Source organism: Tsukamurella sp. TY48 (assembly GCF_019656655.1).
Lineage (GTDB): Bacteria > Actinomycetota > Actinomycetes > Mycobacteriales > Mycobacteriaceae > Tsukamurella > Tsukamurella strandjordii.
Genome location: NZ_BPMV01000002.1, coordinates 382,272 through 402,359 on the forward strand (window position 1 = coordinate 382,272; position 20,088 = coordinate 402,359).

The window sequence follows — 20,088 nt, forward strand, 5'->3', positions numbered from 1 at the left end:
GTTCGCTCACTTCTTCCCCGGCGCGAGCTTCGCGCTGATCTCCAGAAAAGCATCGTTCTCGTGGTCCAGGCCCACCGACACGCGCAGGTGCCCCGGAATGTGCATGTCGCGCACCAGCACTCCCCCGTCCAGGTAGGTGTGCCACGCGGCGGCCTCGTCCGCGAAGCCACCGAACAAGATGAAGTTGGCGTGCGATTCGATCACGTCGTAACCCAGTTCGGTGAGCCGCGCCGCGATCCGGTCACGCTCGGCGGACAGGTGCGCCACCGAGGCCAGCGTCTCCGCACGGTGATCGATCGCGGCGATCGCCGCCGCCTGCGTGAGCACCGACAGGTGATAGGGCAACCGCACCAATTGGATCGCATCGACGACCGCGGGCGCCGCGATGAGGTAGCCCACCCGGCCGCCGGCGAAGGCGAAGGCCTTGCTCATGGTGCGGCTCACGATGAGCTTGGCCCCGAACCGGTCCAGCAGCCGCACGGCTGAGGGGCCGGCGCTGAACTCGCCGTAGGCCTCGTCCACGATCACGATGCCCGGCGCCGCCTCGATCAACCGGATCAGATCGGCCTCGGCGATCAGGTGTCCGGTGGGGTTGTTCGGGTTGGTCAGGAACAGCACGTCAGGGCGCAACTCGTCGATGGCGCTCACGGCGTAGTCCACGTCCAGACCGAAATCGGCGGTCCGCTTGCCCGGGACCCAGTGCGTATCGGTGCCGTCCGAAATGATCGGGTGCATCGAGTAGCTGGGCACGAAGCCCATCGCGGTGCGCCCGGGCCCGCCGAAGACCTGCAGGATCTGCTGCAGGATCTCGTTGGAGCCGTTGGCGGCCCACACGTTCTGCGGCCCGACGACGGTGCCCGTTCGCTCGGTCACATACTCCGCCAACCGATTCCGCAGGGTCGCCAGGTCACGATCCGGGTACCTGTTCATGGTGGCGGCCACCGCGGCCACCGCCTCCGCGATATCGGCCACCAGCGCCGGGCTCGGCGCGTGCGGGTTCTCGTTGGTGTTCATCGCCGCGGCCACGGGCAGCTGCGGGGCCCCATAGGGTTCCTTGCCGCGCAGCGTGTCCCGGATCGGGAGCTCGTCGAGCGTCACCTGCCCGCCGGGCACCCCCGCGTCGCCGGTCACGACGCGCCGCCCTTGAGTGACTCGAACCGCAGCCGCACGGCCTCACCGTGGGCGGGCAGGTCCTCCGAATTGGCCAGCGTGATCACGGTTCCCGCGATGTCCTTGAGCGCGGCCTCGTCGTACTCCACCACGTGCACGCCGCGCAGGAAGGTCTGCACCGACAGTCCCGAGCTGTGCCGGGCGCACCCGGCCGTGGGCAGCACGTGGTTGCTGCCGGCCGCGTAGTCGCCGAGGCTCACCGGCGAGTGCGGACCCACGAAGATGGCGCCGGCAGCGCGCACCCGGGCCGCCACCTCGCGGGCGTCCGCGGTCTGGATCTCCAGGTGCTCGGCGGCGTAGGCGTTCACCACGGCGAGGCCCTCGTCGATGTCGTCGACCAGCACGGTGCCCGACTGCGGTCCCCGCAGCGCGGTATCGACCCGCTCGCGGTGGCGCGTCACCTCGAGCTGCGCGGACAGCGCCTCGTCGACGCGGTCGGCCAGCTCCGCGGAGTCGGTGACCAGCACCGACGCGGCCATCACATCGTGTTCGGCCTGGCTGATCAGATCCGCGGCGACGTGCACGGGATCGGCCGAGTTATCGGCGAGGATCGCGATCTCCGTGGGGCCGGCCTCGGCATCGATGCCGACCAGGCCGCGGCACAGCCGCTTGGCGGCCGTGACGTAGATGTTCCCCGGACCGGTGATGAGGTCCACCGGCGCGAGCTCGGCACCGTCGGTGTCGGTTCCGCCGTGCGCGGCCAGCGCCACGCCCTGCGCGCCGCCGGTCGCCCACACCTCGTCGACCCCGAGGAGGGCGCACGCCGCGAGGATGGTGGGGTGCGGCAGGCCGCCGAAGTCCTTCTGCGCCGGCGAGAGCACCACGAGCGAGCCCACGCCCGCGATCTGCGCCGGGACGACGTTCATCACCACCGACGACGGGTACACCGCGTTGCCTCCGGGCACGTACAGGCCCACCCGGTCCACCGGGATCCACCGCTCGGTCACCGTGCCACCGGGGACCACCTCCGTCACGGTGTCCACCCGACGCTGATCGGAGTGGACGGTGCGGACCCGCGCGATCGCCGTCTCCAGCGCCTCGCGGATCGCGGGATCGAGATCGGCCAGCGCCGCGGCGATGGCGGCGGCGGGCACCCGCACGGTGGCGGGACGGACACCGTCGAACTTCGCGCCGAACTCCAGCGCCGCATCGGCTCCGCGCTCGGCGACCGCGTCCACGATGGGGCGGACCTGCGGGATCACGGCGTCCACATCGACGCCGCCGCGCGGCAGGGCCGCGCGCAACTCGGTCAGCGAAGGGCGGCGCCCACGCAGGTCGAGGCGGTTCAGCTGCAGATTCGGCATGTCTGCATTCTATGGGTTGGGCGCCACCGGGTTTTCGCCCAGGGCGGCCTCCACCTGGGAGGTCGTGAGCACCTCGACGCCGATCAGGCGGAGATCCGCCAGACGCTGCTCCGTGGCCTGCGAGGTGGCATCGGCGACGACCACGGCGCGGTAGTCGCGTTCGGACGCGTCGAACAGGGTCGCCCGGGGACAGTTCGGCAGATTGCAGCCCGCCACCACCACGGTATCGACGCCACGACCGCGCAGGTGCTCGTCGAGCGCGGTCCGGTGGAAGGCCGACCACCGCGGCTTGAACAGGACCACCTCGTCGACACCGACCTGCTGCGGACGCCCGGCCAGGAGCAGGTCGGCGTCCAACCGGTCCGCGACCAGATCGCGGGGTAGGTCGGCGCCGGCCGATCCGGGCGCCGCGATTCTCGCCCCGCCCTCCACGGCGGCCCGGCGCACGGGGTCGACATCGCTACCGCCCGGGGCGTACAGGCGGACCACGTGCACCACGGGACGGCCCGCGGCGCGGAAGGCGGCGAGTAGCCGGCCCAGGGCGGGGATCACCTCGGCGGTGCCGGGGATCGGCGAGGCGCCGTCGACGAAATCGTTCTGGACGTCGATGAGGACCAGCGCCGCGCGATCCCAGTGCGGCGAGGTGTAATCGGGGGTGTCGGTGTGGACGGTCACAGGTCGATCTTCTCGCACCGCACAACTGACGGTCCGGTAAGTTCTCCAGACATGGCAGAGACCAACCACGGCGATCAGGGACTCCTGTACTGGCTCATCAAACACGTCTCCGTGGGGCCGTTGATCACGGTGGTCAACCGGCCCACCGTGGAGGGACTGGAGAACGTCCCCACCGAGGGCCCCGCCCTCCTCGCGGGCAATCACCTCTCGATCGCCGACTGGTTGTTCGTGCCGCTGGCGGTGCCGCGGCGCATCTCCTACCTGGCCAAGAGCGATTACTTCACCGCCCCCGGGATCTCCGGCAAGCTGCAGAAGTTCTTCTACACCCAGACCGGACAGGTGCCGATCGATCGCACGGGGGGCGACGCCGCGACCGCCGCGCTCGACACCGCCAAGAAGCTGCTCGCGGAGGGCCGGCTCGTGGGGATGTACCCGGAGGGCACGCGCTCGCCCGACGGCCGGCTGTACCGGGGCCGCACGGGCCTGGTCCGGATCGCCTTCGAGGCCGGCGTGCCGATCATCCCCGTCGGCGTGATCGGCACCGACAAGGTGTCCCCGCCTGGGCCGTTCAGCTGGCACGCCGAACGCGTACAGGTGAAGTTCGCCAAGCCGATCGACCCGATCGAGTACGACATCCCGTCCGATCCCGACGAGCGGCATGGACTCGAGCGCACCGTCACCGACCGGTTGATGCAGGAGATCCAGCTGCTCACCGGTCAGGAGTACGTCGACGAGTACTCCAAGAAGTGGCGCCCGGGGAACTGACGTGAGCCAGGCGCAGCGGGCCCGCGATCTCGCGGTGCTGCGCCGCGTGCGGGACCGGATCGACCGCGAATTCGCGCAGCCGCTCAACGTCGAGGAGCTCGCCCGCGGTGCCCACATGTCGGCGGGGCACCTGAGCCGCGAATTCCGGCGCGTCTACGGCGAATCGCCGTACGCGTACCTGATGACCCGGCGGATCGAGCGGGCGATGATGCTGCTGCGCCGCGGAGACGTCTCGGTCACCGAAGCCTGTTTCGCCGTGGGCAGCTCGTCGCTGGGCACCTTCAGCACTCGGTTCACCGAGCTGGTCGGGGTGCCGCCGAGCGTCTACAAGCGCGATCACAGCCGGGCGGCGGAGGGCATTCCCGCGTGTCTGGCGCGTCAGATCACCAGACCGGTCAGGAATCGAGAAGCGCCGCAGCCCCCGTCCGCCTAGCGTTGCCCGCATGAGCATCAGCATCCACTACACCTTCCTCCCGCACACCGATCCCGAAGCCGCACTCGGCTTCTACCGCGACACCCTCGGTTTCGAGGTCCGTAAGGACGTCGGCTACCAGGACATGCGGTGGATCACCGTCGGCCCGGTCGGACAGGCCGTCTCGATCGTGCTGCACCCGCCGGCCGTCGACCCCGGCATCACCGACGCCGAGCGGCAGACCATCCTCGATCTCATCGCCAAGGGCTCGTACGGCGCCGTCACCCTGGCCACCGACGATCTGGACGGGCTGTTCGAGCGGGTCGCGGGCGCCGGAGCGGATGTGGTGCAGGAGCCGATGGACCAGGACTACGGCGTGCGCGACTGCGCCTTCCGTGATCCGGCGGGCAATCTGCTGCGGATCAACCAGCTCTGAGCGGGAGGTCCCGATGGCACTCGAGGTGAATGCGGTCGAGCTCGCAGCGGGCGATCCGGCCGCCGCGGCCGGCTTCTACGCGGCCCTGTTCGACACCGGAGGCGTCACGCCGGTCACGGACGGCACGACCGGCAGCGGATTCGGCGGGGCCGTGCTCGGCGCCGTCGTCCCGCACGCGGGCGACGTGCGGGCGGTGATCGACAGTGCCCGGGCGGCGGGTGCGACCGTCCTGAAGGAGCCGAAGAAGCGACTCTTCGGCGAGTACGCGGGCGTCTTCCGGGCGCCGGACGGTGCGCTGTGGAAGATCACGGCCGGGAGCCGGAAGGACCGCGGCGGCGCCACGCTGCCGGTGCGTCCCACGGAGACGGCGGTGTACCTGGGCGTCGCGAGCCCGAAGGCCTCCAAGAAGTTCTACGAGGCGCTCGGCATGCGCGCCGAACACGATTACGGCAACACCTTCGTGGGCTTCCATCACGCCGAGGGAGCGCCGCGGTTGGGCCTGATGACCCGCGCGGCGCTCGCGAAGGACGCCGCCGTCGATCCGGCCGGAAGCGGCCCGTCCGGTGTGGTGCCGGTGTACGCCGCCGACGGCCGGACCGACGCGGACCGTCTCCTCGCCGCGGTGGCGGCTGCGGGCGGAACCGTCGGGACCGGTGACGGATTCACCGATCCCGACGGTCAGCCCTGGCGGATCGCGGTGTGCTGACTCACAGAGTCGCGGTGTCGATCACGAAGCGGTACCGCACGTCCGAGGCGATCACGCGCTCGTAGGCCTCGTTGATCTGATCGGCCGAGATCAGTTCGATCTCGGAGGCGATGCCGTGCTCGGCGCAGAAGTCCAGCATCTCCTGGGTCTGGCGGATGCCGCCGATCTGCGAGCCGGTGAAACTGCGGCGCTGCCGGGTGAGGTCGAAGACGTTGACCGGCACGGGATGCTCGGGCAGGCCGACCTCGACCAGCGTGCCGTCGAGCGCGAGCAGGCCGAAGTACTGGTGCATGTCCAGGTTCGCCGAAACGGTGTTGATGATCACGTCGAACTGATTGCGCAGCACCGTGAACGTGTCCGGATCGGAGGTCGCGTAGTAGTGCTTGGCACCGAGCCGCAGCCCGTCCTCCATCTTCTTGAGCGACTGGCTGAGCACGGTGACCTCGGCGCCCATGGCGGCGGCGAGCTTGACGCCCATGTGGCCGAGCCCGCCGAGGCCGATGATCGCGACCTTGGTGCCGGGGCCCACGTTCCAGTGGCGCAGCGGGCTGAACAGGGTGATGCCGGCGCACAGCAGCGGCGCGGCGGCGGCGTAGTCGATGCTCTCGGGAACCCGGAGCACGTAGTTCTCGTCGACCACGATGGACTGGGAGTAGCCGCCCTGCGTGGGCTGGCCGTCGCGCCCCTTGGCGTTGTAGGTGCCGGTCATCCCGCGCTCGCAGTACTGCTCCTCACCGGCCTTGCACGCGGCGCATTCGCGACAGGAGTCCACGAAGCAGCCCACGCCGGCGCGGTCGCCCACGGCGAACTTGGTGACCTCGGAACCGACCGCGGTGACCTCGCCGACGATCTCGTGGCCGGGGACCACGGGGTAGCGGGCGGGTCCCCATTCGCTGCGGACGGTGTGGATGTCGCTGTGGCAGATGCCGGCGTAACGAATCGCGATCTGCACGTCGTGGGGTCCGGGGTCACGGCGCTCGACGGTCATCGGGACCAGCGGTTCGGTGGCGGACACGGCTCCATATGCGTTGACGATCATGGTTCCCATTGTGCGCCCCGCCCGCAGCGAGCGCCCGTCCGGCCCGCATCGTGACGATTCGTCGTGCCTCACCGCGCGGGGCCTGTTGCAGTGCTTAAATCGCTCTATGTCGAACGATGCAAGTGCAACCGGTTCAGAGAGCAGCCGGCCCGCCGTCGCGCAACGCCGTGCCGCGGTCGCCCGGATCCGAGCCACCGTGATGGTGATCGTGGGCGGCACCGTGGCGGTGGCCGTGGGCGTCCTGGATTCCTGGCGCCACGCCCCCGCCGCCGGCTGGGCCGCGGCCGCCGGAATCTACGTGGTGTGGGTGTGGATCACCATCTCGCCGATGGACGCCGAGACCACGGCCGCGCACGCCACCGAGGAGGATCCGCAGCGCGGACTGGCGAACTTCCTCACCACCACCTGTGCACTGGCCAGCCTCATCGCCGTGGCCATCGTCATGTCCGATGCGCACACCGCCACCCCGAACGGCCGGCTGGCGCTCGGCGGACTGGCCCTGAGCACCACGGTGCTGTCCTGGCTGATGATGCACCTGCTGTTCACGCTGCGGTACGCCGAGACCTACTACGACACGCCGCCTCCGGGTGGCATCGACTTCAATCAGACCGAGCCGCCGCGGTACACCGACTTCGCGTACATCTCGCTCTCCTTCGGCACCGCCTACTGCGTGTCCGACACGGCGATCACGTCGAGCGACGTGCGAGCCGAAACCCTGCGGCACACCCTGCTGTCGTTCATCTTCGCCAACGGCATCCTGGCCACCACCATCAACCTGGTGGTCAGCCTGGCGAACAGCAACTGACCCGATCGCTCAGACGTCGAGGCAGCTCAGACGTCGAGGCCGAGGTCCAGTGCCCGCACCGAGTGCGTCAGGGCACCGACTGCGAGGAAGTCGACCCCCGTTCTGGCGTAGTCGCGGGCCACGTCGAGCGTGAGGCCACCTGAGGACTCGAGCCGGGTGCGCGGGCCGTTCTTCTTCCTGCGCTGGACCGCGGCCTGCGTCATCCACAGCGGCATGTTGTCCAGGAGCACCAGGTCCACGCCCAGCCCGAGCGCCTCGTCGAGCTGTTCGAGCGTGTCGACCTCGACCTCCAAGGGCACGCCCGGCGCGCGGCGCCGCACGGCCTCCACTGCGGCGGTCACCGATCCGGCGGCGGCCACGTGGTTGTCCTTGATGAGCGCGGCGTCGCCGAGTCCCATGCGGTGGTTCACTCCCCCGCCGGCACGCACGGCGTACTTCTGCAGCACGCGGAGTCCGGGAAGGGTCTTGCGGCTGTCGCGGATCTTGGTGTCGGTGTCCTCCACCTCGGCCACCCACGCTGCGGTGGCCGTGGCGATCCCGGACAGGTGGGTGAGCAGATTGAGCATCGTCCGCTCCGCCGTGAGAAGGGCGGCGGTGGGCGCTTCGATGGTGAGGGCGACGTCGCCGGGCGCGATCACCGTGCCGTCGGCGATCTTCGACGGAACCCGGTAATTGCCCGGTCCGACCACCTCGTCGAGCACCCATTCCGCGGCTGGGATACCGGCGAGGACCCCGTGTTCGCGGCTCACCACGCGGGCCGTGGTGGTGGCGCCGTCGGGCACGGTGGCGGCGCTGGTCACGTCGGGGCCGTAGCGCAGGTCCTCGTCGAGGGCGGTGCGGATCAGTCGCACCACCTCGGCGCGGTCGGGCTCCAGGGTCAGCTCGGTCATGCCACCTCCTGCGTGGATTCCAGTCGGGTCAGGGCCTGAGCGGCCATCGCGCGGGCGACGGCCAGGAGTGCGCGGTCCTCGTCGCGGTTCCGGGACGCGGACACGAACGACGGCGCATGCAGTTGCGCGTCGAGTGCGGCCAGCCCCTCGACGGTCCGCCGGACGCCGCAGTACCGGGTCATCGCGTCCTGCAGGGCGGTCCGGTCGGCGCACGCCGCATCGAGTTCGACGGGTCGCGGCGCCCCGAGAGCCGGTGCGGGCCGGGCGGCCGCACGGGCCACACGCAGGCCCATCACGAGTGCCTCGAGCAGGCTGTTGGACGCGAGACGGTTCGCGCCGTGCAGGCCGGTGCGCGCGACCTCGCCGGCGGCGTACAGCCCCGGTACACCGGTCGCTCCGGTCAGGTCGGTGACCACGCCGCCGCAGAGGTAGTGCGCGCCCGGGGTCACGGGGATCAGGTCGGTGGCGGGGTCCAGGCCGACGGCGCGGACGGACTCCGTGACCGTGGGGAACCGCGCCGCGACATCGGGGATCGACCGGGCGTCCAGGTACACGCAGGGCGCGCCGGTGCGTTCCATGGCATCGGTGATCGCACGGGCCACCACGTCGCGGGGCGCGAGGTCACCCATCGGGTGCACGCCCGCGGTCACGGACCCACCGTGCGCGTCCACCAGGACGGCACCCTCGCCGCGCACGGCCTCGGAGATCAACGGCCGGCGACCCCGGGCACCCGGGGTGTACAGCATCGTGGGGTGGAACTGGACGTAGTCGAGCTCGCGCACCTCGGCACCGGCGGCCATCGCGAGCGCGATCCCGTCACCGGTGGCGCCCACCGGATTGGTGGTGCTCGCGAAGAGGTGCCCGGCGCCGCCGGTGGCCAACAGCACCGTCCCGCCGAATTCGTCGCCGTCGTCTGTGCGGACACCGACGATGCGCTCGCCGTCCGAGAGCAGTGCTTGCGCGCGAGCGGCTTTCGCGGTCAGGGTGGGGCGGGTGCGGGCAGCTGCCGTGAGGGCTCGCTGCACCTCCGCTCCCGTCGCATCGCCACCCGCGTGGATGATGCGGGACACGCTGTGCCCGCCCTCGCGGGTCCGGCGCAGGCGGCCCGTCGCGTCGGCGTCGAACCGCGCGCCCCACGCGATGAGGCGATCGACTGCGGCGGCACCGTCACCGAGGATCGACCGCGCCGCCTCGCGGTCCACCAGCGGGCCGCCCGCGGCGACGGTGTCGTCGACGTGGCTTTCGACGGAGTCTCCGGGATCGGTGGGGTCGACCACGGCGATGCCGCCCTGGGCGTACGCCGTGGAGGTCGACGGTGCGCCCCCGGGCGCAGGCTTGTACAGCACCGTCACCGTCATCCCCGCGTTCGCGGCGGCGATGGCGGCGGTGAGTCCGGCGACGCCGGCACCGACGACCAGGAGGTCGGTCATTCCCCGCCGCCCGGTTGCCCGATCGCGATCATTCGGGTCACGGCGCTGCGCCCGGCGGCGGCCATCTCCGGGTCGACGAAGACCTCGTCGCGGCCCTCCACCAGGCAGCGGAGCAGCGCCGCGGGGGTGATCATCTTCATGTACTTGCAGGAGGCGCGATCGTTGACCGCGCGGAACTCGACACCGGGGGCGGCGCGGCGGAGCTGGTGCAGCATGCCGACCTCGGTGGCCACGAGCACTTCCTTGGCTCCGGTGGCGCGTGCGGCGTCGAGCATGCCGCCGGTGGACAGGATCTTCACCCGGTCGTCGGGGACCGCGCCCTCGCCCGCGAGGTACAGCGCGGAGGTGGCGCAGCCGCACTCCGGGTGCACGTAGAGATCGGCGTCGGGGTGCGCCTTCGCCTGCGCGGCGAGCTCATCGCCGTTGATGCCGGCGTGGACGTGGCACTCGCCCGCCCAGATGTGCATGTTCTGCCGGCCGGTGACGCGTTTGACGTGCGCGCCGAGGAACTGGTCGGGCAGGAACAGGATCTCGGTATCGGCGGGGATCGATTCCACGACCTCGACCGCGTTGGAGCTGGTGCAGCAGATATCGGTGAGCGCCTTCACCTCGGCGGTGGTGTTCACGTACGAGACCACCACGGCGCCCGGGTGTTCCGCCTTCCACTCCGCGAGTTCGACCGCCGTGATGGAATCGGCGAGCGAGCAGCCTGCGCGCTGGTCCGGGATCAGGACGGTCTTCTCCGGGCTGAGGATCTTCGCGGTCTCCGCCATGAAGTGCACGCCGCAGAACACGATGGTGTCGGTGGGCACGTCGGCGGCGATGCGCGAGAGGGCGAGCGAGTCGCCGACGAAATCGGCGACGTCCTGGATCGCGGGGAGCTCGTAGTTGTGCGCCAGGATCGTGGCGTTGCGCGCCTTCGCGAGCCGTTTGACCTCGGCCACCCACTCCGGTCCGGCCTCGACGCCGGCGTACACGCCGTGGTCGGTGAGGCCTTCGAGCAGGGGCGAGTCGAAGGTGCGGGCGGCGGATGCGGCTGAGGTCATCGCGCTGCCTCCGTTCTTGGATCGAAGGGCCCCGATCAGGCGATCGAGGCATTTTCGTCTTACAATCGAAAACTATGGCCGATGGTAGCACCGAATCCGAGAACCCCGCGATCGCACACGAGGTTCTCAGCGTGGTCTTCCGGGTGGCCGACGGGCGGGTCCAGGTGTTGCTGTGGCAGCGCGCCATGGAGCCGCACAGCGGAGCCTGGGCGCTGCCGGGCGGCGCGCTGCGCCTCGCCGAGGACCTGCCCACCTCCGCGCGCCGGCAACTGGCCGAGAAGGTCGACGTCACCGACGTGGCCCACCTGGAGCAGTTCGGCGAGTTCTCCGATCCGCACCGCGTGCCGCCCACCGTCGGCGCCGCGCGCACGATCGCCTCGGTCTTCCTGGGCCTGGTGCGCAGCGACACCGACCCCCGACTGCCCGACGACACCGCCTGGCACAGCCTCGATGCGTTACCGGAGATGGCCTTCGACCACGCCGGAATGGTGCATCGCGCCCGCGCCCGGGTCGCCGCCCGACTGTCGTACTCCAACATCGGATTCGCGCTCGCGCCCCGGGAGTTCCCCGTCTCCGAACTGCGCGATATCTACGTCGCAGTACTGGGATACCCGGTGGACGCCACCAACCTGCTGCGCATCCTGTCGCGCCGCTCGGTGATCACCGCGACCGGCGGTACGGCCCGCTCGGGACGCGGAAGGCCGCCGGCCCTCTACCGGTTCACCGACTCCTATCTGCGGATCACCGACGAATTCGCCACCCTCCGTCCGCCGGGGTGATCCTTCGGCATCGGCCCACCCCGGGTTGGGTACGCCGATACCATTCCACCGTGACCCAGGACCAGCCCGACAACGCCGATTCCAGCGCTGCGGCCAAGCAGATCTCGGACGCCACCGACGCTCGGATCGTGCGCACGCTCGGCACCGGCGCCAGCGTCGCGGTGCTCTTCGTCGTCCTGCGACTGCTGGTGGTCTCCGAATGGGACTGGCGCGTGGCCTCCCGCATCATGGCCGTGACCGATGTCAACAGCGCGCTCACGATCGTGCTCGGCACGCTGATGAGCGATCCGGAGTTCACCAGCGCACTGGTGATGGTGCTGCTGCCCCTGTCGGCGCTGCGCCTGGTGTGGCGCATGCAGGCGAAGTCCCCCACCAGCGTGTGGTCGGCGCTGCTGGTCGCGGTACTCGCGTCCTCCTGCATCGCCCTCGCGATCACCTACGGGTACTACTGGGTGCCGATCGGCTCCGCCGTGATCGCGGTGGTGATCCTCGCGCTGCGGCACTGGTTCGGCGACGGGCGCAGCGCCCGCACGGCCGATTTCGCGGTCCGCGAGGTGGGCAGCATCGCGGCGATCGCGGTGCTCCTGCTCGCCGCGGTCGAGCGCACCCCCTGGAGCCCCGCCGAACGGATCCACACCAAGACCGGGATCGTGCAGGCCCACGTGCTCAAAGTGGAGTCGGGCTTCCTCACCGCGCTCACCGAGTCGGACCGCGAGGTGCTGATCATCAACTCCGCCGACGTGCTGCGCCGCGAACCCGTCTGACTCTGCGACGCCCGCCCTGCCCGACCGTCGGTCCGGCGCTACGGTGAAGTCATGACCGCGCCCCGCAACGTCGATCTCGTCCTCGAAGGTGGCGGCATCAAGGGGATCGCCCTCCTCGGTGCGGTCACCGAGCTGGCCGCCGCGGGCTACCGCTTCCCGCGCATCGGCGGCACCAGCTGCGGCGCCGTGATCGGCGCCCTCGTGGCCGCGTACCAGAAGGCGGGACGACCGCTCACCGAACTGGTCGACGCCATGGAGGACGTCGACTACCCGCGGTTCGCCGCGGAGCCGGCACTGCAGCGGGCGCTCGGCCCGGTCGGGGACGGCGCCGCGCTCCTCCTGCATGAGGGCATGCACACCGGCGACTACCTGCTCGAATGGATCACGCCGCTGCTCGCGGACGCCGGAGTGCGCACGTTCGGCGATCTCCGGATCGACGACGATCCGGGCACCGGCCTCGCCGACTACCAGCGGTACGCCTTCGTCGCGAACGTCTCCGATGTCAGCCGGCGGGTCCTGGTGCGGCTGCCGTGGGACTACGACCAGTACGGGCTCGCGGCCGATGATCAGTCCGTCGCGCATGCGGTCCGCGCGTCGATGTCCGTCCCGTTCTACTTCCGGCCCATCCGGGTGGAGACCGATCGTGGCGCGGTCACCTGGGTCGACGGCGGATTGCTGTCGAACTTCCCGGTGCAGATGTTCGACCGCTCCGACGGCCGGACGGACCGGTGGCCGACCTGGGGCATCAAACTCTCCGCGCGCCCCTCGGACGACGGTGCCGATGCGCCGCTGACCAATGCCCTGAGCCTGGCGATCGGCTGCGTGCGCACCGCGATCGATCAGGAGTCCAACCGCTACCGGCTCGCCGACGAGTGCGTCTCGCGGCGCACCGTCTACGTCGACACCGGCAGCGTCGCCTCGCTCGACTTCTTCCTCGACGCGGAGGGCCGCGCGCGGCTGCTCGAGGCCGGCCGCACCGCCGCCCGCACCTTCCTGACCACCCAGAACCACGACGAGGTCTGATCCACGACTCCGTCGGGAACACATTCGGACCGCAGTCCGTTACAGTTCTCGTAGGGCCCACCAGGGGCCCGATCGGGAAGGAACGACATGCAGTTCGGCGTCTTCACGGTCGGCGATGTGACCACCGACCCCACCACCGGCACCACGATCAGCGAGCACGACCGGATCAAGGCCATGACCGCCATCGCGCTCAAGGCCGAGGAAGTGGGCCTCGACGTCTTCGCGACCGGCGAGCACCACAATCCGCCCTTCGTCCCGTCGTCGCCCACCACGCTGCTCGGCTGGATCGCCGCCCGCACCGAGTCGCTCCTGCTGAGCACCGCGACCACGTTGATCACCACCAATGATCCGGTGAAGATCGCCGAGGACTACGCGATGCTGCAGCACCTCGCGGACGGGCGCGTCGACCTCACGCTGGGCCGCGGCAACACCGGTCCCGTGTACCCGTGGTTCGGCAAGGACATCCGCCAGGGCATCCCGCTGGCGATCGAGAACTACCACCTGCTGCGCAAGCTCTGGCGCGAGCCCGTCGTCGACTGGGAGGGCCAGTTCCGCACTCCGCTGCAGGGGTACACGTCCACCCCGGCGCCCCTGGACGGCACCCCGCCCTTCGTGTGGCACGGCTCGATCCGCTCTCCGGAGATCGCCGAACAGGCCGCGTTCTACGGCGACGGCTTCTTCCACAACAACATCTTCTGGAACAAGGAACACACCGAGCAGATGGTGGGCCTGTACCGGCAGCGGTACGAGCACTACGGCCACGGTTCCGCCGATCAGGCGATCGTGGGCCTCGGCGGGCAGGTCTTCATGGCCGAGACCGAGGCGGAGGCCAAGCGACGGTTCCGGCCGTACTTCGACAACGCTCCCGTCTACGGGCACGGGCCGTCGTTGGAGGATTTCGAGCAGATGACGCCGCTCACCGTCGGTACGCCCGAGCAGGTGATCGAGAAGACCCTCGGTTTCGCCGACTACGCGGGTGACTACCAGCGCCAGCTGTTCCTGGTCGACCACGCGGGGCTGCCGCTGGAGCAGGTCCTCGAGCAGGTCGAGATCCTGGGCACCCAGGTGGTTCCCGTGCTGCGCAAGGAGTTCGAGCTGCGTCGCCCGGCACACGTCCCGTCGGACCCGCCGACGCACGCCTCGCTCGTGGCCGCGGGCGCCGACGCCCCGCATCGCCTGGTTCTCCCGGCGCAGGGCCTCGTGACCGCGAAGGAGGCCTGACGATGGCCCGCAACCTGCTGGTGATCGCCGCGGGCGTCTCCGAGCCCTCGTCGACCCGTCTGCTGGCCGATCAGCTGGCCGACGCCACCCGGGCCGCGGTGTCGGCGCGGGGCGAGGCGCTGGAGGTCACCGTGATCGAGGTGCGCGAGCTCGCACGCGATCTGGCGACCGTGATGACGACGGGCGTCCCCACGCCCGCGCTCACCGCGGCCAAGGACGCGGTGGCCGCCGCCGACGGCGTGATCGCCGTATCGCCGGTGTTCACCGCCTCCTACAGCGGCCTGTTCAAGATGTTCTTCGACGCCCTCGACCCCGACGCGCTCAGTGACGTCCCCGTGATGGTGGCGGCCACGGCCGGCACGCCGCGACACTCCCTGGTGCTCGATCACGCGCTCCGTCCGCTGTTCGCGTACCTGCGGGCCCGGGTCCTCCCGACCGGAGTGTTCGCGGCCACCGAGGACTTCGGATCGGCGGAACTGGCCGCGCGGATCTCGCGGGCCGGTGCCGAGCTGGCCGGGGCACTCGTCGAATCCGACGGTGCCGTGGCGGGATTCGGCGGACCGTCGGATCTGGGCCGGCCGCGCCGATCCGGCGGGGCCAACGATCTCGGCCCGGTGACCGACTTCGCGGACCTGCTGCGCGGCCACACCGGCGACTAGTCGCCCGGCGTCAGGGAAGGCGGCGAGCGAAGGCCGCGGCCAGACCGCACCACAACGCGGTGATCGCCGGCCAGACCAGCACCACCACCCAGGAGGCGAGCACGCCCACGAGGCCGCCCGGATGATTGGCCACCTCGAAGAAGTTGGCCCCGTCGAGGCGGATCGTCGGGGCGGAGGTGTAATCGAGGCCGGCACCGCCCGGCCCGGCGAAGCGGGCGTCCGCCACGGCCTGGCCGAGGACCGTCGCGATGGCCACCGAGAAGGCGGCCGCGGCCAGTGTGACCGCGACCCACTCGGGCGTGCGCCGCGGGCTGCGGAACAGGGCCGCCGCCGTCAGCAGACCGCCGACCACGGAGATCCCGACGAACGCGGCCGTCCCGATGAAGAAGTTGTCCAGCTGCCCCTGCCGCACCAGGACATCGCCCGAGTTCGTGACGACCCCGCGGATCCCGGGCACCGTCAGGCCCCAGATCAGGCCCGCGGCCGAGCCGAGGACGGCCGATACGACCGCCGGGACCACGTACGAGGGGCGCGCGGGCGCCGAGGCAAGGGGAATCATCGGCGCCAGCCTAGCGAGTGCGCACCGAACCGGCGTTCAGCGCTCGCGGCTCTTCGAGTCGATCTCGCCGTGCCGGGAGCATCGGGCCACCCAGCCGTCGGGAACGATCTGCACGATCATCCGGCGGGCGCAGTGCCCGCAGAAGCGCGGCGGCTCCAACCCCAGGCGGGCCGCCTCGAAGACCGGGCCGCCCTCGGCCAGCGGCTTGCCGGTGTATTCGTTGTACACCGGATCCTGATCGGTCATCAGAGTCACAGGGACTCGTTCAGGGCCTTGATCGGCATCTTGAGCTCGTTGAGCAGATCGAGGTCGGTCTCGGCGGGCCGGCCCAGGGTGGTCAGGTAGTTGCCCACGATGACGGCGTTGATGCCGCCGAGTATGCCCTTCTCCGCGCCGAGATCGCCGAGGGTGATCTCGCGGCCGCCGGCGAACCGGAGGATGGTGCGCGGCAGGGCCAGCCGGAAGGCGGCCACGGACTTGAGCGCCTCGGCGGCGGGCAGCACGTCGAGATCGCCGAAGGGGGTGCCCGGGCGCGGGTTGAGGAAGTTGAGCGGCACCTCGTCGGGCTCGAGTTCGGCCAGGTTGGCGGCGAACTCGGCGCGCTGCTCCAGCGTCTCCCCCATACCGAGGATGCCGCCGCAGCACACCTCCATCCCGGCCTCGCGGACCATGCGCAGGGTGTCCCAGCGCTCCTCCCAGGTGTGCGTGGTGACCACGTTGGGGAAGTGCGACTTCGAGGTCTCCAGGTTGTGGTTGTACCGGTGCACGCCCATGCCCTTGAGCTGATCGACCTGCTCCTGGGTGAGCATGCCGAGGCTGCAAGCGATCTGGATGTCGACCTCGTTGCGGATGGCCTCGATGCCGGCGGCCACCTGGCTCAACAGGCGGGCGTCCGGGCCGCGGACGGCGGCGACGATGCAGAACTCGGTGGCACCGGTCTTCGCGGTCTGCTTGGCGGCCTCGACGAGGGACGGAATATCGATCCACGCCGAGCGGACCGGGGACTGGAACAGACCGGACTGGCTGCAGAAGTGGCAGTCCTCGGGACAACCGCCGGTCTTGAGGCTGATGATGCCCTCGACCTCGACCTCGGGGCCGCACCACTTCATGCGCACCTCGTGGGCCAGCTGGAGCACCTCGTCGAGCCGGTCGTCGGGCAGCTGAAGCACGGCGAGGACCTGCTCCTGATTCAAGCCTTCGCCGCGATCGAGCACCTGCTCGCGCGCGACGTCGATGATGTCGGCAAGGACCCCGGTCATGCGTTCTCCCTCGTCAGCTGAGTATTCGCGGCGGGCTACGCCGCGCTCCTACGAGCACTGTACAGCGTTCAATTCATGAACACTGTTCAGGTAGCCCACCGGCGCGGCAAACGTTCATCGGATCGACCGGAACCGTTTCCTTCCCTTTTCTAGGCATTCGCGTGAGGGTTTCCGTCATGAATCTGCGCACGAAGAAGCTGTTCGCCGCGGGCGTGGTGGCCACCGCCGCCTTCACCGCTCCGCTCTCCTGGTCGATCGCCGCACCGGCCCTCGCCGCGCCGCCCTCCACCTGCAGCTTCGCGCCGCAGACCGTGCCGCAGACCGCCCCGTTCTCCGCCGCGCAGCTGGCCTCGAAGGGCACCGCCAAGACCTACATCGGCGAGCTGTCCGCGTTCTCCGCATTGCCCGCATCGGTGAAGAAGGCGAACCTCGACACCGCCGTGGCGGTGAACAACGCCGCCTCGCCCGCCGAGCAGCAGTACGCCGTCAACGACAACTACGGCCTCTCCGACGACTCGGTGTTCAACGCGCTGGGTGACACCCTGTTCCCGGCCTTCCGCGCCGCGGAGAAGGCGGGCCAGCTCCCGAAGACCACGGCATTGCTGGTGGGGAAGAAGGCCGTCCTGAGCTCGTACGTGGACACCTCCGCCGCGAAGAAGCACTTCCAGTACACCCGCCCGTTCGAGGTGGCCCCCGCGTCGATCAAGCGGTACGGCGACAGCCGGCCGGACCTCTACGAGAGCGTGCGCGGATCGGGTTCCTACCCCTCGGGCCACACGGCCTGGGGCTACTCCGAGGCTCTGGTCCTCGCCACACTGGTGCCCGAGCTCGGGCCCCAGATCCTCGCGCGCGGAGCCGATTACGGTCGCCACCGCGTGGTGCTCGGCGTGCATTACCCGCTGGACGTGATCGGCGGACGGATCCTGGCGCAGGCGGCCGTCGCGGACGCCCTGTCGAACCCGCGCTTCGCCCAGCTGGTCGCGGAGGCCCGGACCGAGCTGCGGACGGTGCTGACGGCCCGGACCGGCGGCTCGATCGCCGCCGTGGTGGCCTGCCAGAAGAACTACATCGCTACCGATGCCGCCGCGGCCGCGTACCGCCGCGATCTCACCTGGGGCCTGCCCCGGATCGGCGGCGACGCACCGGCCCAGGTGCCGGCGGGTGCCGTCGAACTCCTGCGCGCGGCGCACCCCGGCAGCAGCGACGCCCAGCTCCGAGACCTGCTGGCGCGCACCGCCGGCCCCGCCGGCTACCCGCTCGACGTGAACGGCGGCTGGCAGCGGATCGACCTGCTCAGCGCCTGGCTGGCGAAGTAAACCAGGAGGCGTCGAACCACGCGGGCGCCGCGGCACCGAACCGCTCCGGCGGGAGGGCCGTGGCGCCCTCCGGTATCCGGCCGACGATCGGCACTCCGGTCAGTGCCGGCAGATCGTCGAGGTTGCAGCGTTCGGCCAGTCCCGGTGCCTCGGGCCAGCGGGAGAGCACGATTCCGGCGCAGTGCACTCCCCCGGACTGCAGGGCGCGCACCGTGAGCTCGGTGTGGTTGAGCGTGCCGAGGGCCGGGTCCGCCACCACCACGACCGGCGCGTCGAGCATGGCGGCCAGATCGATGAGGGTGAACGGCGTTCCAGCACCGTCGATGCCCAGCCGCACCAGCACGCCGCCCGCGCCCTCCACCAGCACGGCCCCCTCGCGTCCGCGTGCGAGCCCGGCGGCCTCGTCGAGCGTCAGCGGCGGTAGCCCCGCACGTCGCGCGGCAGTCAGAGGGGCGAGTGGATCGGGGTACCGCCGGTGTTCGACGGTGACCGCTCCCGGCACCAGGCGCGCCACCTCGGCCGCATCACTGAGTTGACCGTCGGCGTCACGCTCGGCGCCGTCGGCGAATCCGGTCTGGGCGGGTTTGATCACCGTGACCGGTCCGGCCGGGAGCAGAGCCGCGGCGAGCGCCGCGCTGGCCACGGTCTTCCCTACGCCGGTGCCCGTGCCGGTGACGCCGAGGATCACCGGACCGCCCGCCGGATCACACCGATCGCGTGCTCGACCTCGGCGTCGGAGAGATCGGCGCGCACCGTGATCCGCAGGCGGGAGGTGCCTTCGGGCACCGACGGCGGGCGGAAGCAGCCGACCCGGACGCCGTCGGCCGCGCAGGCGTCGCGGGCGGCCACAGCGCGGTCGGGTTCGCCCAGTACCAGCGAGACCACGGCCGATGCGGGCGCCTCGGCGCCGACGCCGTGGGCGATCGTTCGGGCGCGGTCGAGGACACGGGCCGCGAGACCGGGGTCGTCTTGCAGTTCCGTGAGGGCCGCGTCCGCGGCGGCCACCGCGGCGGGCGCGAGAGCGGTGTCGAAGATGAACGAGCGGGCGGAATCGATGAGGTGCGCGCGGACCCGCTCGTCGCCGAGCACCACCCCGCCCTGGGAGCCGAGCGCCTTGGACAACGTCGCGGTGACCACGAGGTCGGGGGCACCGGCGAGGCCGAGTTCGTGCACCAGGCCCCGCCCACCGTCGCCGCGCACGCCGAGGCCGTGCGCCTCGTCGACGAGGAGCGCCGCGCGGTGTTCGCGGGCGGCGGCGTAGAGGTCGGCGACCGGCGCGAGCGCGCCGTCGGCGCTGTACACGGAGTCGGTCACGACGAGCGCGCGTTCCTCGGTGCGATCGGCCAGGGCACGTCGCGCGGCGGCCACGTCGCCCCGGGGGATCACCACGATCCGCGACCGGGACAGTCGACAGGCGTCCACGAGCGAGGCGTGCGAGCCGCCGTCGGAGACGATCAGTGCGCCGCGGCCCGCCAGCGCGGTCACCGCGCCGAGGTTGGCGAGGTAGCCGGAGGAGAAGCAGAGGGCGGCATCGGCGCCCAGGAACGCGGCAAGGCGCCGCTCGAAGCCCTCGTGGACGGTGGTGGTCCCGGTGACCAGCCGGGAGCCGGTGGAACCGGCGCCCCAGGTGCGCACCGCGTCGGCGGCGGCGTCCAGCACGCGCGGGTGCCGGCTCAGGCCCAGGTAGTCGTTTGAGGCGAGGTCGATCCCCGGTTCGTGGGACCGCCGCGGAGTGAGGGTGCGGCGCAGCCCCGCCGCGGTGCGGTCCCGGGCGTAGCCGTCGAGCCAGTCGAGGGCGTGTACCACGGGGACTTGAACACCGTTCATGGG

Annotated in this window: 23 protein-coding genes; 11 read left to right on the forward strand and 12 right to left on the reverse strand. The window is 70.9% G+C overall.

Annotated elements, in window-relative coordinates:
- Positions 1 to 6: 6 nt before the first annotated feature.
- From TTY48_RS17630 to TTY48_RS17640, 3 genes are read right to left on the reverse strand one after another with little or no spacing between them, the layout of a single operon-like run.
- On the reverse strand, positions 7 to 1,131 hold the full coding sequence (locus TTY48_RS17630) for a histidinol-phosphate transaminase (protein WP_220658953.1): 1,125 nt from the start codon (positions 1,129 to 1,131) through the stop codon (positions 7 to 9).
- A complete protein-coding gene (gene hisD, locus TTY48_RS17635) occupies positions 1,128 to 2,474 on the reverse strand; it encodes a histidinol dehydrogenase (RefSeq protein WP_220658954.1) in 1,347 nt (448 codons plus the stop codon). The genes TTY48_RS17630 and hisD overlap by 4 nt, the downstream gene beginning before the upstream one ends.
- A 9-nt stretch (positions 2,475 to 2,483) precedes the next feature.
- Positions 2,484 to 3,149, reverse strand: coding sequence for a cysteine hydrolase family protein (locus TTY48_RS17640; RefSeq protein WP_220658955.1), 666 nt, complete (start codon positions 3,147 to 3,149; stop codon positions 2,484 to 2,486).
- A 51-nt stretch (positions 3,150 to 3,200) separates the two neighbouring features.
- On the opposite strand from TTY48_RS17640, the gene TTY48_RS17645 reads away from it, so the two are divergent.
- Genes TTY48_RS17645 through TTY48_RS17660 form a run of 4 tightly spaced genes read left to right on the forward strand, consistent with a single transcriptional unit; the run spans position 3,201 to position 5,468 of the window.
- On the forward strand, positions 3,201 to 3,914 hold the full coding sequence (locus TTY48_RS17645) for a 1-acyl-sn-glycerol-3-phosphate acyltransferase (RefSeq protein WP_220658956.1): 714 nt from the start codon (positions 3,201 to 3,203) through the stop codon (positions 3,912 to 3,914).
- A gap of 1 nt (position 3,915) precedes the next feature.
- Positions 3,916 to 4,347, forward strand: a complete 432-nt coding sequence (locus TTY48_RS17650; RefSeq protein WP_220658957.1) for a helix-turn-helix transcriptional regulator — start codon at positions 3,916 to 3,918, stop codon at positions 4,345 to 4,347.
- Between the two features lie 10 nt (positions 4,348 to 4,357).
- Positions 4,358 to 4,762 (forward strand): VOC family protein, encoded by a 405-nt coding sequence (locus TTY48_RS17655; RefSeq protein WP_220658958.1) that lies wholly within the window; start codon positions 4,358 to 4,360, stop codon positions 4,760 to 4,762.
- A gap of 13 nt (positions 4,763 to 4,775) precedes the next feature.
- Complete coding sequence (locus TTY48_RS17660) at positions 4,776 to 5,468, forward strand: VOC family protein (protein ID WP_220658959.1); 693 nt, start codon at positions 4,776 to 4,778, stop codon at positions 5,466 to 5,468.
- A 1-nt stretch (position 5,469) separates the two neighbouring features.
- Here the strand turns inward: TTY48_RS17660 and TTY48_RS17665 are convergent, their stop codons facing one another.
- Positions 5,470 to 6,516, reverse strand: a complete 1,047-nt coding sequence (locus TTY48_RS17665; RefSeq protein WP_220658960.1) for an NAD(P)-dependent alcohol dehydrogenase — start codon at positions 6,514 to 6,516, stop codon at positions 5,470 to 5,472.
- A gap of 97 nt (positions 6,517 to 6,613) precedes the next feature.
- Between TTY48_RS17665 and TTY48_RS17670 the strand changes: the two genes are divergently transcribed.
- Complete coding sequence (locus TTY48_RS17670; RefSeq protein ID WP_220658961.1) at positions 6,614 to 7,312, forward strand: DUF1345 domain-containing protein; 699 nt, start codon at positions 6,614 to 6,616, stop codon at positions 7,310 to 7,312.
- 26 nt (positions 7,313 to 7,338) lie between these two features.
- Here the strand turns inward: TTY48_RS17670 and nadC are convergent, their stop codons facing one another.
- From nadC to nadA, 3 genes are read right to left on the reverse strand one after another with little or no spacing between them, the layout of a single operon-like run.
- Positions 7,339 to 8,202 (reverse strand): carboxylating nicotinate-nucleotide diphosphorylase, encoded by an 864-nt coding sequence (gene nadC / locus TTY48_RS17675; RefSeq protein WP_220658962.1) that lies wholly within the window; start codon positions 8,200 to 8,202, stop codon positions 7,339 to 7,341.
- Positions 8,199 to 9,632, reverse strand: a complete 1,434-nt coding sequence (gene nadB, locus TTY48_RS17680) for an L-aspartate oxidase (RefSeq protein ID WP_220658963.1) — start codon at positions 9,630 to 9,632, stop codon at positions 8,199 to 8,201. Before nadB ends, nadC begins: the two co-directional genes overlap by 4 nt.
- Complete coding sequence (gene nadA / locus TTY48_RS17685; RefSeq protein WP_220658964.1) at positions 9,629 to 10,678, reverse strand: quinolinate synthase NadA; 1,050 nt, start codon at positions 10,676 to 10,678, stop codon at positions 9,629 to 9,631. Before nadA ends, nadB begins: the two co-directional genes overlap by 4 nt.
- A gap of 74 nt (positions 10,679 to 10,752) precedes the next feature.
- Between nadA and TTY48_RS17690 the strand changes: the two genes are divergently transcribed.
- The 5 genes from TTY48_RS17690 (at position 10,753) to TTY48_RS17710 (ending at position 15,124) form a co-directional block, all read left to right on the forward strand.
- The gene (locus TTY48_RS17690) at positions 10,753 to 11,457 is read left to right on the forward strand and encodes an NUDIX domain-containing protein (RefSeq protein WP_220658965.1); all 705 of its coding nucleotides are present in this window, start codon (positions 10,753 to 10,755) and stop codon (positions 11,455 to 11,457) included.
- A 50-nt stretch (positions 11,458 to 11,507) separates the two neighbouring features.
- A complete protein-coding gene (locus tag TTY48_RS17695) occupies positions 11,508 to 12,221 on the forward strand; it encodes a hypothetical protein (protein WP_220658966.1) in 714 nt (237 codons plus the stop codon).
- A gap of 51 nt (positions 12,222 to 12,272) precedes the next feature.
- Complete coding sequence (locus TTY48_RS17700) at positions 12,273 to 13,244, forward strand: patatin-like phospholipase family protein (protein ID WP_220658967.1); 972 nt, start codon at positions 12,273 to 12,275, stop codon at positions 13,242 to 13,244.
- Between the two features lie 87 nt (positions 13,245 to 13,331).
- Positions 13,332 to 14,465, forward strand: coding sequence for an LLM class flavin-dependent oxidoreductase (locus tag TTY48_RS17705; protein ID WP_220658968.1), 1,134 nt, complete (start codon positions 13,332 to 13,334; stop codon positions 14,463 to 14,465).
- A 2-nt stretch (positions 14,466 to 14,467) separates the two neighbouring features.
- Positions 14,468 to 15,124 carry an FMN reductase gene (locus TTY48_RS17710; RefSeq protein WP_220658969.1) on the forward strand — a complete coding sequence of 219 codons (657 nt, stop codon included), beginning with the start codon at positions 14,468 to 14,470 and terminating at the stop codon, positions 15,122 to 15,124.
- A gap of 10 nt (positions 15,125 to 15,134) precedes the next feature.
- Here the strand turns inward: TTY48_RS17710 and TTY48_RS17715 are convergent, their stop codons facing one another.
- The 3 genes from TTY48_RS17715 to bioB are packed head-to-tail and all read right to left on the reverse strand — an operon-like array spanning position 15,135 to position 16,942.
- Positions 15,135 to 15,683 (reverse strand): hypothetical protein, encoded by a 549-nt coding sequence (locus TTY48_RS17715; protein ID WP_220658970.1) that lies wholly within the window; start codon positions 15,681 to 15,683, stop codon positions 15,135 to 15,137.
- Positions 15,684 to 15,719: 36 nt separating this feature from the next.
- Complete coding sequence (locus TTY48_RS17720; protein WP_220659608.1) at positions 15,720 to 15,929, reverse strand: hypothetical protein; 210 nt, start codon at positions 15,927 to 15,929, stop codon at positions 15,720 to 15,722.
- 5 nt (positions 15,930 to 15,934) lie between these two features.
- Complete coding sequence (gene bioB / locus TTY48_RS17725; protein ID WP_220658971.1) at positions 15,935 to 16,942, reverse strand: biotin synthase BioB; 1,008 nt, start codon at positions 16,940 to 16,942, stop codon at positions 15,935 to 15,937.
- 176 nt (positions 16,943 to 17,118) lie between these two features.
- Here bioB and TTY48_RS17730 point away from each other — a divergent pair, with 176 nt between their 5' ends.
- Positions 17,119 to 18,258, forward strand: a complete 1,140-nt coding sequence (locus TTY48_RS17730; RefSeq protein ID WP_220658972.1) for a phosphatase PAP2 family protein — start codon at positions 17,119 to 17,121, stop codon at positions 18,256 to 18,258.
- On the opposite strand, the gene bioD is transcribed toward TTY48_RS17730, so the two are convergent.
- Together bioD and TTY48_RS17740 are read right to left on the reverse strand one after the other, a co-directional pair.
- A complete protein-coding gene (gene bioD, locus TTY48_RS17735) occupies positions 18,236 to 18,946 on the reverse strand; it encodes a dethiobiotin synthase (protein ID WP_220658973.1) in 711 nt (236 codons plus the stop codon). The two genes, TTY48_RS17730 and bioD, sit on opposite strands and share 23 nt — an antisense overlap.
- Positions 18,943 to 20,085: an 8-amino-7-oxononanoate synthase gene (locus tag TTY48_RS17740; RefSeq protein WP_220658974.1), complete on the reverse strand. Its 1,143-nt coding sequence runs from the start codon at positions 20,083 to 20,085 to the stop codon at positions 18,943 to 18,945. Before TTY48_RS17740 ends, bioD begins: the two co-directional genes overlap by 4 nt.
- Between the last annotated feature and the right edge of the window lie 3 nt (positions 20,086 to 20,088).